The sequence below is a fragment of the Vibrio sp. 1978 genome (assembly GCF_033344345.1).
In genome coordinates this window covers 67,290-84,835 of the sequence record NZ_JAWPOP010000008.1, presented here as the reverse complement: position 1 = coordinate 84,835, position 17,546 = coordinate 67,290, and the positions used below count along the sequence as shown (strand labels likewise).

20 protein-coding genes are annotated in these 17,546 nt (G+C 45.6%); 11 read left to right on the top strand and 9 right to left on the bottom strand.

Going from position 1 to position 17,546, the window contains the following annotated elements:
* Window positions 1-14 precede the first annotated feature (14 nt).
* From rplB to rpmE, 6 genes are all read right to left on the bottom strand, one after another.
* Window positions 15-839, bottom strand: coding sequence for a 50S ribosomal protein L2 (gene rplB, locus R8N49_RS10180; RefSeq protein WP_005383168.1), 825 nt, complete (start codon window positions 837-839; stop codon window positions 15-17).
* 15 nt (window positions 840-854) lie between these two features.
* Window positions 855-1,157, bottom strand: coding sequence for a 50S ribosomal protein L23 (gene rplW, locus R8N49_RS10175; RefSeq protein WP_004398471.1), 303 nt, complete (start codon window positions 1,155-1,157; stop codon window positions 855-857).
* On the bottom strand, window positions 1,154-1,756 hold the full coding sequence (gene rplD / locus R8N49_RS10170) for a 50S ribosomal protein L4 (RefSeq protein WP_005379556.1): 603 nt from the start codon (window positions 1,754-1,756) through the stop codon (window positions 1,154-1,156). The genes rplW and rplD overlap by 4 nt, the downstream gene beginning before the upstream one ends.
* Window positions 1,757-1,773: 17 nt before the next feature.
* Window positions 1,774-2,403 carry a 50S ribosomal protein L3 gene (gene rplC, locus R8N49_RS10165; protein ID WP_005379555.1) on the bottom strand — a complete coding sequence of 210 codons (630 nt, stop codon included), beginning with the start codon at window positions 2,401-2,403 and terminating at the stop codon, window positions 1,774-1,776.
* Window positions 2,404-2,417: 14 nt separating this feature from the next.
* On the bottom strand, window positions 2,418-2,729 hold the full coding sequence (gene rpsJ / locus R8N49_RS10160) for a 30S ribosomal protein S10 (RefSeq protein WP_004410492.1): 312 nt from the start codon (window positions 2,727-2,729) through the stop codon (window positions 2,418-2,420).
* Between the two features lie 455 nt (window positions 2,730-3,184).
* On the bottom strand, window positions 3,185-3,406 hold the full coding sequence (rpmE, locus tag R8N49_RS10155; protein ID WP_005379546.1) for a 50S ribosomal protein L31: 222 nt from the start codon (window positions 3,404-3,406) through the stop codon (window positions 3,185-3,187).
* A gap of 296 nt (window positions 3,407-3,702) precedes the next feature.
* Here rpmE and priA point away from each other — a divergent pair, with 296 nt between their 5' ends.
* The 7 genes from priA (at window position 3,703) to rraA (ending at window position 12,008) form a co-directional block, all read left to right on the top strand.
* A complete protein-coding gene (priA, locus tag R8N49_RS10150; RefSeq protein WP_169628328.1) occupies window positions 3,703-5,907 on the top strand; it encodes a primosomal protein N' in 2,205 nt (734 codons plus the stop codon).
* A 303-nt stretch (window positions 5,908-6,210) separates the two neighbouring features.
* Window positions 6,211-7,239 carry a DNA-binding transcriptional regulator CytR gene (cytR, locus tag R8N49_RS10145; RefSeq protein ID WP_254901949.1) on the top strand — a complete coding sequence of 343 codons (1,029 nt, stop codon included), beginning with the start codon at window positions 6,211-6,213 and terminating at the stop codon, window positions 7,237-7,239.
* A 225-nt stretch (window positions 7,240-7,464) separates the two neighbouring features.
* The gene (gene ftsN / locus R8N49_RS10140) at window positions 7,465-8,013 is read left to right on the top strand and encodes a cell division protein FtsN (RefSeq protein WP_017820300.1); all 549 of its coding nucleotides are present in this window, start codon (window positions 7,465-7,467) and stop codon (window positions 8,011-8,013) included.
* 115 nt (window positions 8,014-8,128) lie between these two features.
* Window positions 8,129-8,680, top strand: coding sequence for an ATP-dependent protease subunit HslV (hslV, locus tag R8N49_RS10135; protein ID WP_005383176.1), 552 nt, complete (start codon window positions 8,129-8,131; stop codon window positions 8,678-8,680).
* Window positions 8,681-8,703: 23 nt separating this feature from the next.
* Window positions 8,704-10,035 (top strand): HslU--HslV peptidase ATPase subunit, encoded by a 1,332-nt coding sequence (gene hslU / locus R8N49_RS10130; RefSeq protein ID WP_005397950.1) that lies wholly within the window; start codon window positions 8,704-8,706, stop codon window positions 10,033-10,035.
* Between the two features lie 472 nt (window positions 10,036-10,507).
* Window positions 10,508-11,425, top strand: a complete 918-nt coding sequence (locus R8N49_RS10125) for a 1,4-dihydroxy-2-naphthoate polyprenyltransferase (RefSeq protein ID WP_005397953.1) — start codon at window positions 10,508-10,510, stop codon at window positions 11,423-11,425.
* A 76-nt stretch (window positions 11,426-11,501) separates the two neighbouring features.
* Window positions 11,502-12,008, top strand: coding sequence for a ribonuclease E activity regulator RraA (rraA, locus tag R8N49_RS10120; protein ID WP_182019201.1), 507 nt, complete (start codon window positions 11,502-11,504; stop codon window positions 12,006-12,008).
* A gap of 135 nt (window positions 12,009-12,143) precedes the next feature.
* Here rraA and zapB read toward each other — a convergent pair whose 3' ends face one another.
* Window positions 12,144-12,386 (bottom strand): cell division protein ZapB, encoded by a 243-nt coding sequence (gene zapB / locus R8N49_RS10115; protein WP_005379536.1) that lies wholly within the window; start codon window positions 12,384-12,386, stop codon window positions 12,144-12,146.
* Between the two features lie 348 nt (window positions 12,387-12,734).
* On the opposite strand from zapB, the gene glpX reads away from it, so the two are divergent.
* The 3 genes from glpX (at window position 12,735) to R8N49_RS10100 (ending at window position 15,408) form a co-directional block, all read left to right on the top strand.
* On the top strand, window positions 12,735-13,742 hold the full coding sequence (gene glpX, locus R8N49_RS10110; protein WP_005397956.1) for a class II fructose-bisphosphatase: 1,008 nt from the start codon (window positions 12,735-12,737) through the stop codon (window positions 13,740-13,742).
* Between the two features lie 534 nt (window positions 13,743-14,276).
* Window positions 14,277-14,897, top strand: coding sequence for a helix-turn-helix transcriptional regulator (locus tag R8N49_RS10105; RefSeq protein ID WP_065274111.1), 621 nt, complete (start codon window positions 14,277-14,279; stop codon window positions 14,895-14,897).
* Between the two features lie 160 nt (window positions 14,898-15,057).
* Window positions 15,058-15,408, top strand: coding sequence for a DUF3135 domain-containing protein (locus R8N49_RS10100; protein WP_065274110.1), 351 nt, complete (start codon window positions 15,058-15,060; stop codon window positions 15,406-15,408).
* On the opposite strand, the gene R8N49_RS31010 is transcribed toward R8N49_RS10100, so the two are convergent.
* Window positions 15,402-15,572 carry a hypothetical protein gene (locus tag R8N49_RS31010; protein ID WP_335673593.1) on the bottom strand — a complete coding sequence of 57 codons (171 nt, stop codon included), beginning with the start codon at window positions 15,570-15,572 and terminating at the stop codon, window positions 15,402-15,404. The genes R8N49_RS10100 and R8N49_RS31010 overlap by 7 nt on opposite strands.
* 60 nt (window positions 15,573-15,632) lie before the next feature.
* Window positions 15,633-16,061: an IS200/IS605 family transposase gene (gene tnpA / locus R8N49_RS10095; protein ID WP_065274109.1), complete on the bottom strand. Its 429-nt coding sequence runs from the start codon at window positions 16,059-16,061 to the stop codon at window positions 15,633-15,635.
* A 56-nt stretch (window positions 16,062-16,117) separates the two neighbouring features.
* Here tnpA and R8N49_RS10090 point away from each other — a divergent pair, with 56 nt between their 5' ends.
* Window positions 16,118-17,260, top strand: coding sequence for an RNA-guided endonuclease TnpB family protein (locus R8N49_RS10090; protein ID WP_065274108.1), 1,143 nt, complete (start codon window positions 16,118-16,120; stop codon window positions 17,258-17,260).
* Window positions 17,261-17,546 lie beyond the last annotated feature (286 nt).

Below are 17,546 nucleotides of genomic sequence, written 5' to 3'. Positions count from 1 at the left end.
CCTCTTTATATAGATTACTTGTTACGACGACGTACGATGTACTTGTCAGTGCGTTTGTTCTTACGAGTCTTGAAGCCTTTAGTAGGCATACCCCAAGGAGATACTGGGTGACGACCACCAGAAGTACGGCCTTCACCACCACCATGTGGGTGGTCAATCGGGTTCATTACAACACCACGAACCGTTGGACGGATACCGCGATGGCGTGATGCACCTGCTTTACCAAGTTCACGTAGCATGTGCTCAGAGTTACCAACTTCACCGATTGTTGCACGGCCTTCAGAAAGAACTTTGCGCATCTCGCCAGAACGTAGACGGATAGTTACGTACGCACCGTCGCGAGCAACGATTTGAGCGTAAGCACCAGCCGAACGAGCTAGCTGACCACCTTTACCAGGCTTAAGTTCAACGTTATGTACTGTTGAACCTACTGGGATATTACGCATTGGTAGAGTGTTACCAGCTTTGATTGGTGCATCAACACCAGACTGAATAACATCACCAGCTACAACACCTTTAGGTGCTAGGATGTAGCGACGCTCACCGTCTTTGTAAAGAACTAGAGCAATGTTTGCGCTACGGTTTGGATCGTATTCAAGACGCTCAACTGTCGCTGGAATACCATCTTTAGTACGTTTGAAGTCAACTACACGGTAGTGATGCTTGTGACCACCGCCGATGTGACGTACTGTGATACGACCCTTGTTGTTACGACCACCGTTCTTAGAGTTTTTCTCTAGAAGAGGTGCGTATGGCTTGCCCTTGTGTAGGTCAGCGTTAACAACTTTAACAACGTGACGACGACCAGGGGAAGTCGGCTTACATTTAACAATAGCCATTTTTAACTACTCCTGTTATTCCGCGCCGCCAACGAAGTCAAGATCTTGACCTTCTTTCAAAGTAACGTACGCTTTCTTAACGTCGCTGCGGCGACCTTGGCGTAGACCTTGACGTTTGGTCTTACCCTTAGTGATAAGAGTATTTACAGACTTAACTTCAACTTCAAATAGCTTTTCTACAGCTGCTTTGATCTCTTTTTTAGTCGCATCTTTAGCTACTTTGAAAACGATAGTGTTCGCTTTCTCAGCTGCCATAGTTGCTTTTTCAGAGATGTGCGGTGCACGTAGAACTTTTAGGATACGCTCTTCAGTGATCATGCTAGCATTTCCTCTACTTGCTTAACTGCTTCTGCAGTCATTACAACTTTGTCAAACGCGATTAGAGATACTGGATCGATACCAGCAACATCACGTGCGTCAACTTTGTATAGGTTACGAGCAGCTAGGAATAGATTCTCATCTACTTCGCTAGTCACGATTAGAGCGTCAGTTAGCTCAAGCTCTTTAAGCTTAGCAACTAGCTCTTTAGTCTTTGGTGCTTCAACTGAGAAGTTATCAACAACGATTAGACGCTCTTGACGAACAAGCTCAGAAAGAATGCTCTTCATAGCACCACGGTACATTTTTTTGTTTACTTTTTGGCTGTGATCTTGTGGTTTCGCAGCAAAAGTAACACCACCTGTACGCCAGATTGGGCTACGGATTGTACCAGCACGCGCACGGCCAGTACCTTTTTGACGCCATGGCTTAGCGCCACCGCCAGAAACTTCTGAACGTGTTTTTTGAGCACGAGTACCTTGACGAGCACCTGCTGCGTACGCAACAACTACTTGGTGTACAAGAGCTTCGTTAAACTCACGTCCGAAAGTAGTTTCGGAAACAGTTAGTGCATCGGCACCTTTAACCATTAGTTCCATTACTTACTCCTGAGACGTTATGCTTTAACAGCTGGTTTAACGATCACGTTGCCGCCAGTTGCGCCTGGGACTGCACCTTTAATAAGAAGCAGGTTGCGCTCAGCGTCAACACGTACGATCTCTAGGTTTTGAGTCGTTACACGCTCAGCACCCATGTGACCTGCCATTTTCTTGCCTTTAAATACGCGACCTGGAGTCTGACATTGACCGATAGAACCAGGAGCACGGTGAGACAATGAGTTACCGTGAGTCATATCTTGAGTACGGAAGTTCCAACGCTTAACAGCGCCTTGGAAACCTTTACCCTTAGATGTACCAGTAACGTCTACTTTCTTAGTTTCGTTGAATAGTTCAACAGTTAGTTCTGAACCAACTTCGAACTCTTCGCCGTTTTCTAAACGGAATTCCCAAAGACCGCGACCAGCTTCAACGCCAGCTTTAGCAAAGTGACCTGCTTCAGCTTTGTTTACACGGTTAGCTTTCTTAGAACCAGCTGTAACCTGGATTGCTGCGTAGCCGTCAGTTTCAAGAGTTTTCACTTGAGAAACACGGTTAGCTTCAACCTCAACAACTGTTACTGGGATAGAAACGCCTTCTTCAGTAAATACGCGGGTCATGCCCACTTTACGACCGATTAGACCAATCATACTTCTAATCTCCCTTAACCTAGGCTAATTTGAACGTCAACGCCCGCAGCAAGGTCTAGACGCATTAGAGCATCAACAGTCTTGTCTGTTGGCTCAACGATGTCGATTAGACGCTTGTGAGTACGGATTTCGTACTGGTCACGTGCTTTCTTGTTAACGTGTGGAGAGATAAGAACTGTGAAACGCTCTTTACGAGTTGGCAGTGGGATTGGACCACGAACCTGTGCGCCAGTGCGCTTAGCTGTTTCAACGATTTCCGCTGTAGAAGCATCGATTAGTTTGTAATCGAAAGCTTTTAGGCGGATACGGATACGTTGGTTCTGCATGAGACAGAGCTCCAAATTTAATAAATTACACAAACAATATCGCCACTCAAACTCGTCAAGACGAGAGAATGCCGATTGATTTATGTGAAACCGTAGCATCCAAGATTAGGACGCATTGTCAGTTAATTTTCGATTAACTATCCCTATATGCCAAAGTCACCTTTGAGGATAGTTTTTCCGAAGAAAAGATAGCTAATTGTATTAACCGCGAACATAAGCTGAGTATACATTACCTTGCAAATCCTTAGATTTGCTCGCTCCTCACTGCTCATTGGTTCACAACTGGCTTAACCAGTGCGCTGCATTATACAGATCACACTTTAGGTTGCAAGCGCTGAGTGAAAAATAATCGGGAATATTCCAAACCCCATACATCCCTCTTCGCTTGGTAGCCATTAAACAAAAAGGACGCCGAAGCGCCCTTTTCTAAACTGTAATCGTAATAGCGGCTGCTATTATTTCTTACCGCTTGATAGTGCACCGAAACGCTTGTTGAAGCGATCAACACGGCCGCCTGTATCAACGATACGTTGCTTACCAGTGTAGAATGGGTGACACTTGTCACATACGTCTAGGTGGATAGACTCTTTACCTAGAGTAGAGTTGAACTCAAAAGAGTTGCCGCAAGAACAAGTCGCTTTTACTGCTTTGTATTCTGGGTGGATACCAGCTTTCATGGGATAACCTCAATAGTAGGCCGTGTCGCTATACGAATCTAAGCCGCACACCACACGCAATTAATAATAAAATGGGATACCGCATCAACTAATTGCCGAAGCCATATCTCAAGGCGCGATATAGTAAAGAATCACATTGCTCGGATCAACACATTTGGCAACTTTTTCGCCACTTTTTTAGCCAGACTAATCATAGAGGCACGATTCACGCTGAATCGCATTGCTTTACTCGAATTTCCATACCGATTTTAATAGACTCTCATTTCCTTTCCCTCTTTTTTAATAGCTAAGAATTTATGCGTCCAACCATTGCTAGAGTGGCATTACCCGTTCCGCTCGACAAACAATTTGATTACGCCATTCCGGGGCACCTGTTTCCGATCATTGGTGGACGCGTTTCCGTACCTTTTGGACGCCAAACGTTAGTTGGCATCGTCACCGCGATGGTTAATCACTCGGACTTTCCCAAAGATCAACTCAAGCCAATCAAAGCAGTTCTTGATTCTCAGCCGATATGGTCTGAAAAGCTTTATTCGTTGCTGACTTGGTGCAGCCAGTTCTACCAATACCCACTTGGAGATACGCTACACAATGCGATGCCAGCAGCTCTACGTAAAGGAAAGCCTGCAGATTTTGCGACGCTACAAGAGTGGCAAATTACCGAATCCGGTAAAGACAAGCTGATGCAAGGGCTTGATCGTCGAGCGGTCAAACAACAGAAGGTCTTGCAAATGTTGGTTAACGGCGCTTTGCCTCACCAGGAATTTGTCGACCAAGAGATAGCCTCAACAGTACTAAAGTCTTTAGAAGAGAAAGGCTGGATTGAACGTATCGAGAAAAAGCCTGTAATCACCCAGTGGGGACAGCACGTTGAATGCGACGTCGAAAAGCCAAAGCTCAACCACGAACAAGCGCTGGCTATTGCGAGTGTAAATAGCCAAACAGGTTTTGCCTCCTATTTATTAGAAGGCGTCACGGGCTCAGGTAAGACAGAAGTGTACCTCAACCTGATCAAGCCGGTCTTAGAGAAAGGTAAACAAGCCTTGGTTTTAGTACCAGAGATTGGCTTAACGCCCCAAACCATCAACCGCTTTAAACGCCGTTTTAATGTGCCAGTTGACGTCATCCACTCCGGGTTAAACGAGACGGAGCGTCTGAATGCGTGGCTTTCTGCACGCGACAAAGCGGCCGGAATCATTATCGGCACACGCTCTGCCCTACTCGCGCCTTTTGCTGATCTCGGGATTATCATTGTGGACGAGGAACATGACACCTCTTACAAACAGCAAGATAGCTTGCGTTATCATGCACGCGATGTTGCTGTAATGCGCGCTCATAAAGAACAAGTTCCGATTGTTCTGGGCTCAGCCACACCTGCACTGGAGACATTGCACAATGCCTTGTCAGGCAAATATCACCATTTAACACTAACCCAACGAGCTGGCTCTGCCGTGCCAACCACTAATAAAGTGTTAGATGTAAAAGGTCAGTATTTAGAAAGTGGCTTATCTGCCCAACTGATTGCCGAGATGCGCAAGCATTTAAAAGCGGGCAATCAAGTAATGTTGTTTCTTAACCGTCGAGGCTTTTCGCCCGCTTTGATGTGCCATGAATGCGGTTGGATTGCAGAATGTAAACGCTGTGATGCGTACTATACGTTCCACCATTACAGCAACGAAATACGCTGCCATCACTGCGGCTCACAACAACCGGTGATTCATCAATGTCAGGGGTGTGGTTCAACCCAATTGGTTACCGTCGGCGTAGGAACGGAACAACTCGAACAACAATTGGCTCAGTTATTTCCAGAATACAACGCCATTCGCATCGACAGAGACAGCACACGTCGCAAAGGTAGTTTGGAAGATGCCCTTGAATCGATTCGCAAAGGTGAACATCAAATTCTGATTGGCACCCAAATGCTGGCTAAGGGGCACCATTTTCCAAATGTAACGCTCGTTGCTCTTTTGGATGTTGATGGCTCTCTCTATAGTAGTGACTTCCGCGCTTCCGAGCGACTAGCGCAGTTGTTTATTCAGGTCGCAGGTCGTGCCGGCCGCGCAAGTAAACCTGGCGAGGTTATCCTACAAACCCACCATCCTGAGCACAGCTTGCTGCAGGCCCTGCTTCAAAAAGACTATCGCCACTTTGCTATGACTGCTCTGGAAGAACGCAAACTGGCTCAGCTTCCGCCTTATAGTTTCTTGACTCTGTTTAAAGCAGAGGCGAACCAAAGTGAGGTAGTTGAAGACTTCCTGCGTCAGGTTCGCTTTACGTTAGAGTCACACCCTCTGTTCGATGATTCCTGCATGGTGTTAGGCCCTACTCCTTCACCTTTGGCCAAGCGGGCTGGTAAATACCGTTGGCAACTATTACTGCAAACTCAGCATCGTTCATTGATGCAAAAGTTATTAACCAGTGCCAAACCTGCTATTGAGTTGTTGCCAAATGCTAAGAAAGTACGCTGGAATTTAGACATAGAACCACAAGATCTCAGCTAGCAAACGTTTAACTATGTAATGAATTACCATTTAATGTGACCAGAATCACACCAAGATTACAATTTTTGTTAAACAGACCGTAACTTTCACTTTAGAAATGAATAGACTATCCAAATTAGAAAAGTCTAAAGTGACTTGTTTGCACAGGCTTAGATTAAAACAATGACTATTCCCACAAATTGATATCGCGGTGAAGAATCCATTTTCCCACTCGTTAACACGAACTGAGCGAAGAGCAAATACAGCTCTAACTCGGTTTGATTACTCTGATTTCAAACCGGAATAACGTCATCTTGGCAAAAAATAAATGAGAGGTTAAAAACTATGGCGACAATGAAGGATGTTGCCCAGCTTGCGGGAGTGTCTACGGCTACGGTATCTCGAGCCTTAATGAATCCAGAGAAAGTCTCTTCTTCTACAAGAAAGAGAGTAGAAGATGCCGTACTTGAAGCGGGTTATTCTCCAAACTCATTAGCGCGTAACTTACGTAGAAACGAATCAAAAACCATTGTTACTATCGTTCCCGACATCTGTGATCCTTATTTTTCTGAAATTATTCGCGGTATTGAAGATGCAGCCATGGAACATGGCTATCTAGTCCTGCTGGGCGATAGCGGACAACAGAAGAAACGCGAAAGCTCTTTCGTTAACCTCGTATTTACTAAGCAGGCAGATGGAATGCTACTGCTTGGTACAGATCTACCATTCGATGTCAGTAAGCCAGAGCAAAAGAACTTACCTCCGATGGTAATGGCGTGTGAATTTGCGCCTGAACTCGAGCTTCCGACAGTACATATTGATAACCTGACCTCTGCATTTGAAGCGGTGAATTACCTGACCCAATTAGGTCATAAACGCATTGCTCAAATCTCTGGACCAGATACAGCAATATTGTGTCAGTTCCGCCAGCAAGGCTACCAACAAGCCCTGCGCCGTGCCGGCATCAATAAAGATCCACAATATAGTGTCATTACTGAGTTCTCTTTTGATGGCGGAGCAAAAGCCGTTCGTAAACTGCTCGAATTGCCAGAACCACCAACGGCTATTTTCTGTCACTGTGACACAATGGCCATCGGCGCAATTCAAGAAGCGAAAAAGCTTGGCTTACGAGTACCGCAAGATCTCTCTGTTGTGGGCTTTGATGACATTAACTTCGCTCAGTACTGCGATCCACCGTTGACCACCATCTCTCAACCTCGCTATGAGATTGGTCGACAAGCGATGCTAATGATGCTCGAGATGTTAAAAGGCCACGACGTGCATTCAGGCTCGCGTCTGCTTGAAACTAATCTCGTCATTCGTGGAAGTGCAGCGCCACCACAGCGCCCTTAACCTAAAGATTAGGTATTCATCCCCAAAGCGGTGCTAAGGCGCCGCTTTTTTATTTACCCCTCCTGCTTTTTGTGTATCCCTGAATAAATGTAAGCGAGAACGGAAACACACTCCTACACTCGGGCGTTGTCGCGCTTTAGCTATCAAGATTCTATCAATAGGGTGTTTTCTCAACTCGTTCTGGATTAACATATTTGCAAGAATCCTTGATGACCAGAAATAACCGTGGCAAATAGAGATTATGTAAGACGGGGGCGAGGCGCCCCAAAAAAGTCGACAAAAAAACAGCCGCCGAGAAGAAAAAAACCTTGGCGCAGTGGCCTGCTCGCTATCTTGCTCGTGGGCGGTTTTGGCTATGGTCTTTACCTTTTGAGTAGCGACCCAGAACCTAAACAACCAGTCGTGAAGCAGCCAACAACCACTGTAAGCAAACCAAAGCCGAAAAAAGACTTGCCGCCACCACCAGAAGAAAAATGGGAATATGTTGAGTCACTACCGAAACGTGAAGTTGAAGTTGTGGCCAAAGAAATTGAAGTTTCTAAAATTCCTTACATCATGCAGTGTGGCGCGTACAAAACCCAGGCACAAGCCGAAGAGCGTAAGCTTGCAATCGCGTTCCAAGGGATGTCGAGCAAGATTCGTAAGAAAGAAGGCAGTTCATGGTATCGCGTGGTGCTAGGTCCGTATAAGTTCAAACGTGATGCAGAACGTGACCGTCATAAACTGCAACGCGCGAAAATCGAGCCGTGTGCGATTTGGAAAGAAAATCTTTAAACTCAGGCCCTAGGAGCTAAGATCCTAGGGCCTTTCTTTTTGCCCCCTTGAATCCCCATTTCTCCTCCCCCATATACTGAATTAAATCCAAAGAGAAATAATCAAGAGGTCGACTGTGACTACCATTGTATCTGTACGTCGAAATAATAAAGTCGTCATCGCGGGTGATGGCCAAGTATCTCTAGGCAATACCGTAATGAAAGGTAATGCGCGCAAAGTTCGCCGCCTGTACAACAACCAAGTACTAGCGGGCTTTGCCGGCGGTACTGCGGATGCCTTCACCCTTTTTGAGCGCTTCGAAAGCAAACTGCAAATGCACCAAGGTCACCTAACCAAAGCGGCAGTTGAGCTAGCTAAAGACTGGCGTAGCGATCGTGCTTTGCGCAAGCTCGAAGCCTTACTTGCCGTTGCCGACGAAACCGCATCGTTAATCATTACCGGTAATGGTGATGTCGTACAGCCAGAACATGACCTGATTGCGATTGGCTCTGGTGGTGCTTACGCACAAGCTGCCGCAACCGCCCTACTAGAAAACACAGATCTAGATGCTCGTGAGATCGCGGAAAAAGCTCTCAATATCGCGGGTGATATTTGTGTCTTCACTAACCATCACCACACGGTAGAAGAGCTAGACTCAACAGTAGAGCCTGAAAAACCAACCGCGTAATCGTAACGAAGTAAGGAAAGAATATGTCTGAAATGACGCCTCGCGAAATCGTTCATGAATTGAACCGCCACATTATCGGTCAAGAAAAAGCCAAACGTTCGGTTGCGATTGCACTGCGTAACCGCTGGCGCCGCATGCAGCTTGAAGAAAGCTTGCGTGCCGAAGTGACGCCAAAAAACATCTTGATGATTGGCCCTACTGGTGTTGGTAAGACTGAAATCGCACGACGCCTAGCAAAACTGGCAAATGCCCCTTTCATCAAAGTTGAAGCGACAAAATTCACCGAAGTGGGTTACGTTGGTAAAGAAGTTGAAACCATCATCCGTGACCTAACCGATGTCGCTGTGAAAATGACGCATCAACAAGCGATGGAGAAAGTGAAATTCCGCGCAGAAGAGCAAGCGGAAGAACGCATTCTTGATGCGCTACTGCCACCAGCACGTGATAGCTGGGGTCAAGCAGAGCAAACGGAAGAGTCTTCTCACACTCGCCAGATCTTCCGTAAGAAACTGCGTGAAGGCCAACTAGACGATAAAGAAATTGAAATCGACGTAGCCGCACCGCAGATGGGCGTAGAGATCATGGCGCCTCCTGGTATGGAAGAGATGACTAACCAGCTGCAAGGCATGTTCCAAAACCTGGCAGGCGACACTAAGAAAAAACGTAAGCTGAAAATCAAAGACGCAATGAAAGCGTTAGCGGAAGAAGAAGCGGCGAAACTGGTAAACCAAGAAGAGCTAAAAGAAGCAGCGATTTTCAACGTTGAAAACAACGGCATCGTATTTATCGATGAGATCGACAAGATCTGTAAACGCGGCGAGAGCTCAGGCCCAGACGTTTCACGCGAAGGTGTTCAGCGCGACCTACTTCCATTGATTGAAGGCAGCACGGTATCAACCAAGCACGGCATGGTAAAAACAGACCACATTCTGTTTGTTGCATCTGGTGCATTCCAAGTGGCAAAACCATCTGACTTGATCCCAGAATTGCAAGGCCGTCTACCAATTCGTGTTGAGCTAGAAGCACTAAGCAGCAACGACTTCAAACGCATTCTGACAGAACCAAAAGCCTCTCTAACAGAGCAGTACGTTGCATTGATGAAAACGGAAGATGTGGACATCGAATTCACAGAAGACGGCATCACGCAAATCGCGGAAGCGGCATGGACGGTCAACGAAAGCACAGAAAACATCGGTGCTCGTCGCTTACACACCGTTATGGAACGCTTAATGGATGAAATCTCTTACGATGCAGCAGAGCAATCTGGCGCTAAATTCGTTATTGATTCCGCTTATGTGAAAGAGCGCCTAGGCGACACGATTGAAGATGAAGATCTAAGCCGCTTTATTCTTTAATCGTAATCTATCCCACCAAAGCCCAGAGCCTTGTTTCTGGGCTTTTTGTTTAGAATGGCGGTGACTTTGACTACGCCTAAATCAAAAGATCTCGTCATTCTAGCGAGCTCAAGCGAGACTAAGAATCTAGTAACAGCACACCCTATTCTTTCCCACTAACCTTAACCACCACACAATCGGATGATAGATTCTGAACCACCTCGTTCCTCGTTATTCAGAATGACGGTTACTTTGACAACAGCTAAATCAAAGGCCTGGTCATTCTAGCGAGCTCAAGCGAGACTAAGAATCTAATAGCAGTGTTCTCCGTACCCTTCACTTTCCAAAAAGAGGGCTATTTTATTGCCTCAAATATCGAAACTGCTTTCCTTCTACTTCACCCTTTGACTTCTAGTTGAGTTGTTTTAGGTCAATAGCGTATCTGCCTCTTTGTGCTTATACTGGGCACATTGGTTACTAGCACGAAATTTCCATGAAACAATCTTTACAGATCTGGCTTGAAGCCGCTCGCCCAAAAACACTACCTCTGGCATTAGTCTCTATCTTAACGGGTAGTGTACTCGCCTACTCGGCGGGTCATTTTTCACTGACAATTGCCATCATGGCTTTCGTAACCGCGACGTTACTGCAAATTCTGTCCAACCTGGCAAACGACTATGGCGATGCCGTTCAAGGTACAGATAACGACAAACGCCTTGGCCCATTACGAGCGATGCAGTCTGGCGCGGTAAGTGCGAAACAGATGAAACAGGCGATTATCTTTAACATCGTTCTGACCGCCATTTCTGGCTTAGTGTTAGTTTTTTATTCACTAAGCTCACTGGAAAGCATTGTGACGTTTATCGGACTGGGAATTTTAGCCATCCTAGCGGCGATTGCTTACACCATGGGTAGCAAGCCATACGGTTACGTGGGGCTTGGCGATATTTCAGTTTTCTTGTTTTTTGGTTTACTCGGCGTATCCGGTACCTACTTCTTGCATACCGGTCACGTAGACACCACGCTATTCTTACCTGCTTTAGGCTGCGGTTTACTCGCTGTTGCAGTACTCAACATCAACAATATGCGTGATATCGAGAACGACCGAGAGTGTGGTAAACGCACAGTCGCAGTGCGATTGGGTCAACGCAAAGCCAAGCAGTACCACTTTGTTTTACTTGGCGGTGCTATTCTTGCCTTTGCGGCTTACTTGTTAATTCAAGACAAACCCGTTTGGATTAGCTTGCCATTTTTACTTAGTATTTATTTCGTGGCCGATCATGGCAAAGCGGTTTGGCATACACAAAAGCCCGCTCAGATAGCACCAATGATGCCAGTCATCGTGAAATGCTCTTTAGTCACCAACGTTTTGTTTGCAACAATTGTGGTAGCTCAAACTCTAGTAAGTTAAAAAAGGATTGTCATTGCATTGACTTAATGCCTAGATATACTCAAAGACAACCAATTTCTGTTTAGAAAGGTACGCTATGGAATACAATACCTCAGCACTCTGTGATATCTACCTCGATCAGGTAGATGTGGTTGAACCAATGTTCAGTAATTTTGGCGGTCGCGCTTCATTTGCCGGGCAAATCACCACCATCAAGTGTTTTGAAGATAATTCGTTGATCCGCGAGACATTAGAGCAAGATGGACTTGGTCGCGTTTTGTTAATTGACGGTGGCGGTTCCCTACGTAAAGCCCTTATCGATGCAGAAATCGCAACTATTGCGGAAGAAAACGAGTGGGAAGGCATTGTCGTTTACGGCTGTGTTCGTGAAGTAGATGAACTTGAAGATATGAACTTAGGCATTCAAGCCCTCGCCTCTATTCCTGTTGGAGCGACCAGCCAGGGTAATGGCGAATTGGATGTACCAGTCAACTTTGGCGGCGTCAGCTTTTTACCTGAAGATTATATTTATGCCGATAGCACCGGAATTATCCTGTCGCCTGAGCCATTGAATATTGATTTAGAGTTGGATGAAGAAGAATAACGGGTCTTAGGTACCTAAGTTATAGGACCTTGTCTTGGCTATCAGCATCGAGCTTGTCCTAACGATTTTCAACTTGCCCAAAACACAAACACCCGCTTAACGCGGGTGTTTTTAATTTGGAATGAAGAAGCCGAATTATTCCACTTCGTCCATTTTGCCAAGTAGTGCACGAATGCGCTCTTGCCATTGCGCGTGCTCTTGTTGTGCTTGCTGTGCTTTTTGCTCTAGCTCTTCACGTTGAGAGCGAAGCTCGTTCGCTTCTTCCGCAAGTTTTGCTTTATCTTCTTTCAGCTCTTCGACTTCCATCTGAAGAAGAGTGATTGTGTCAACTGCAGTTTGAATTTTAGATTCTAGTTGTTCTAGTACTTCAAAAGACATCTTGGCCTACCTATGTTATTCCGTTGGGACGATGTGCGAGATTGATGCACACCTAACCTATATAAGGTTCATTCTACTCAGCGTCGCGATGAGAAACACTCACTATATTCGATATTTCGCATCATTCGGTCAAAAAATCGGCGCAATCTCACTAAACGCTGACTTTTCTTATCGCCGAAGCATTTTTGAGCAAGGATTTTGCCTCTCCCCACGCTGAAAATCGCCCTAAGTATTGATCAAATTCAAGTTAGATAAAGTAAAAGCTCCGCAAAAAGGCAAACGTTTACCCTACGTTGTGATAGAATCGCCGCGCAAATTCTTCTTCCCTCTTGCTTACTTGGAGACATCATGAAACGCGATTTAGCAATGGCATTTTCCCGTGTGACTGAAGGTGCAGCTTTGGCTGGTTACAAATGGCTTGGCCGTGGCGATAAAAATGCAGCCGATGGCGCAGCTGTTGAAGTTATGCGCATCCTACTGAACAAAACAGATATCAGTGGTGAAATTGTCATTGGTGAGGGTGAAATCGATGATGCGCCAATGCTATACATTGGTGAGCAAGTGGGTATTGGTGGTGATGAAGTGGATATTGCAGTCGACCCGATTGAAGGGACTCGCATGACCGCAATGGGGCAATCCAACGCACTAGCCGTACTTGCCGCAGGTGAGAAAGGCAGCTTTCTTAAAGCGCCAGATATGTACATGGAAAAACTGGTTGTTGGCCCTGGTGCAAAAGGCGCAATTGATTTAGAAAAGCCGTTAAAAGAGAACCTAGAGAACGTAGCAAAAGCCCTGAACAAACCACTTGATACCTTAGTCGTTATTACCCTTGCGAAACCTCGCCACGATGACGTTATTGCAGAAATGCAAGCAATGGGCGTACGTGTCTTTGCGGTGCCTGATGGTGACGTGGCTGCCTCTATTCTGACTTGTATGCCAGACAGTGAAGTGGACATGATGTACTGTATTGGCGGCGCGCCAGAAGGGGTCGTATCAGCCGCGGTGATTCGAGCGCTAGACGGTGACATGCACGGTCGTCTACTTCCGCGTCACGAAGTAAAAGGCGATACTGAAGAAAACCGCATTTACGGCGCAGACGAACTAAAACGCTGCGATGAAATGGGCGTAAAAGCGAATGTTGTCCTCAAAATGGAAGACATGGCTCGTAGCGACAATGTGGTATTTTCAGCTACAGGCATCACTAAAGGTGACTTGCTGGAAGGCATCTCTCGCCAAGGCAATATCGCAACCACAGAAACGCTGCTCGTGCGTGGTCGATGCCGTACTATTCGTCGCATTAAGTCGACTCACTACCTAGATCGTAAAGATCCAGAAGTGCGTGATATTATTCTTTAAGCATTTCTCGAGGCTCTAGCCAATCTGAGTTGGAGCCTTTCTTTCTCACACTCGTTCCTCGCTGTTCAAAATGACGGTTACCACAGCAAGCGCTAAATCAAAAGAGTTCGTCACTCTCGCGAGCTCCAGCGAGACTAAAAAATCCAGTAACAAGCAAACTCCTATTCTCTCCCTCTCACCATAACTCCTACACAGCCGGACGATAGATTCTGAATCACACTCGTTCCTCGTTGTTTAGAATGACGGTGACTTTAATAAGCTCTAAATCAAAAGAACTCGTCATTCTAGCGAGCTCCAGCGAGACTAAGAATCTAATAACAGCAAACTCCTATTCTCTCCCTCTCACCATAACCATAACCATTGCACAACCGAACGATAGATTCTGAAGCACACTCGTTTCTCGCTGTTCAGAGTGGCGATATATATTGGTTCGCATGAACATAGACCCAACAGATCCCCACTCAAACTAAGTCAACACTTTTCTTTACTAACCCTGTCGCGCATAATATGTACTGACGTATAAATGGTGGGTATATGAAGACCGTAGATAGGATATTGCAAATCGTTAAGCGTGATGGTTCCGTCACTGCAAAACAACTCTCTTCTGAGCTAGGTATGACAACCATGGGGGCGCGTCAGCACCTGCAGAGTTTAGAAGATGATGGCATCCTGTCTATTCATGACGTCAAAGTCAAAGTAGGTCGCCCTGCTCGTCATTGGTCTCTCACTCAAAAAGGTCATGAGCAATTTGCTGACCGTCACGGTGAGTTGACCATTCAATTTATAGAAGCTGTCGAACACATTTTTGGCAAAGATGGACTGGACAAAGTCACATCGGAAAGAGAAAAACTCACGTTACAAAGTTATCGTCAGCACCTTGAGCAATGCAACTCTCTGCAAAGCAAACTAGAAACTCTTGTGACACTCAGAGAACAAGAAGGCTATATGACCGAGCTTGAGCAAGATGAGAACGGATTTATCTTGATCGAAAATCACTGTCCGATTTGTAAAGCCGCAACTCGCTGCCCAAGCTTGTGCCAATCAGAATTAAGTGTCTTTCAGTCTTTACTTGGACGTGACACCAAAGTAGAGCGTACCGAACACATCATTAGTGGCCAAAGACGCTGCGTTTACCGCATCCAACAACTGCAGTAACCACCACAACCAAACATCGACATGCCGCACTTATTCAATCTAACGCCTGAAAGCTTCTCTTATAAGTGAGACGGCTGAAGAATTCATCCTCTCACCTCTTTCTAGTGGTATAGGCTTTTAGTAACTAAAGGCAATTTCCATAAGGATTTGGAGAGCATCGATGTCTACTCTACGTCACTCCCCTTCTCAAACGCTTCCGCCATTCGATGAAATGGTTCGAATGGCTGAGCGAGACCCAGAAGCTTTTGAGCAATTTCGTCATGAAATGGCAAAAGAGATGATCGAAAGTGCATCAGAAAACATGCAAGAAAGACTGTGGGCTCAGCAAAGCCACATCGATAGGGTCATCAGTGCGTGTAAAAACCCTCACCACACCAATGTGGTATTGATGAACGAATTACAAAAACAGGTCGTGAAGTTCAGAGCGGCGCTACAAGGGGAAACGGCACCGACTCAAAAAGCGGATGTGGTTAGCTTAGAGGCATTTAAAGGTAGGGATGATTTTTACTGATACTCTGTAGATAGATCGAGAAAGTTAGGGTTCGTTTCTCTTACCAGGTCTAACTTCCACTCACGCTTCCACTGCTTGAGCTGCTTTTCTCGGGTTATGGCAGTTGCCATATCTTCGAATAACTCAAAGTAAACGAGCTTATGAACGTTGTATTTCTTAGCAATTTCGCCGTAAACCCTCGCCCGATGAGGGCGGGGATATAAGGCGTAAGACGCGATAGCGTCTTAATCTGGGGTGGACTGACTTTCCACATAAGCTTTTAATGTTTCAATAGTCGCACCGCCAGCAGTACAAGCAAAGTATGAACGAGACCATAGGGCGGAGGTTTTACTCTGCCTTGTAAGGTGTGTGTTTTGTAGTCGTAGCATACGAGATGAAACTGCTTTTAAGTTGTTAACCATTACGCTGATTGAAAGTTTTGGAGGGTATGAGATCAGTAAATGAACATGATCCTGTTCACCATCCATTTCTATCAATTCACATTCGAGTTTTACACACGCTGACTCAAAAGCTTCCCTTAACTGTTCAATCATAACTCCAGTAAACAACTTGCGTCTGTACTTCGTTGTAAATACCAGATGAACAACCAATTTGCTCACGCTGTGCCTTTTTCTGAGGTAGTCTTGAAGTAACTCTTTGTTGTGCGCACTCACTTTACAATATCCGCATAAGACAATAATATAAATAAATTATACATGTGAGCACTGAAATGTTAAGAGCAACAAAAATACGCATTTACCCAACGCAAGAACAAGCTGAGTTTTTAATCGCTCAGTTTGGCGCCGTGCGTTTTGCGTATAACAAAGCTCTGCATTTAAAATCGCACATGTACCGCAAGCATGGTGTCACACTGAATCCAAAAAAGGATATAAAACCACTGCTTGCCGTTGCCAAGAAATCCCGCAAATATCAATGGTTGAAGGAATATGATTCAATCGCCTTACAGCAATCAGTGATCAATCTTCACCAAGCCTTCGATAACTTCTTTAATCCGAAGTTGAAAGCCAAGTATCCACAATTCAAACGTAGACATGGCAAGCAGTCGAGCTATCACTGTGTGGGTGTAAAGGTACTTGATGGATCAATTAAGCTTCCCAAAATGAAACCTATCGAGGCGAATGTTCACCGTGAGATTGAAGGTGTGGTTAAAAGCATCACAGTGAGCCTGAGCAAGACAGGCAAGTTCTACGCATCAATCCTTGCGGATGATGGAGTAGAAGCCTTAACACCACTCCACACGGTAAGAACAGTGACAGGTGTCGATCTGGGATTGTCTCATTTTGCGATTGAGTCAAACGGCAGAAAGACAGCTAACCCAAGATTTGTAAAACGCGCAGAGAAGAATCTCAGACGTAAGCAGCGTCAGCTATCCAGAAAAGCAAAAGGCAGTGCTAATCGCGCAAAAGCTCGAATACTTGTAGCTAAATGCCATGAAAAGGTAGCGAATGCTCGCGCTGATTTTCAACACAAACTCTCTCGAACTCTCGTTGACGAAAACCAAGCGGTGATAGTTGAGACATTGAAATCAGCAAATATGATGAAAAGCCGCAAACTAGCGAAACATATCGCTGATGCCTCATGGCATAGCTTTGTTGCGAAACTGGAATACAAACTGAAAGAGCAAGGTAAGCACCTAGTAAAGCTAGACCAGTGGTACGCCAGTTCTAAGACATGCCACTGTTGCGGTCATAAAATGGAAGACATGCCCTTATCGGTTCGCAAATGGGATTGCCCATCTTGCGGTACAACGGATATTGATCGCGACTTAAATGCCGCCCTCAATATTCGTGATAAAGGCATTCTAGAATTAAAGGCGGCTGGACGGTCGTTTCTGCTTATGGAAGCTGCGTAAGTCTCGATACTATCGAGCAACGGCTAACGAAATAAGAAGCATCGCCTGATAAGGCGGTGAGAAGTCACGATATAAACGCAAGGTGTCCTATCGATGATTCATTCTCCTTCATGATTCGCTGTTACTTTTCCATTGTAATTCACTCGCTCAGTCCAAACTCGGACCGCTCTGTGCGTAGATTCTGAATCACACTCGTACCTCGTTGTTCAGAATGACCGTCACTATAACAAGCTCTAGAGCAAAGGAGTTAGTCATTCTAGCGAGCCTTAGCGAGACTCAGAATCTA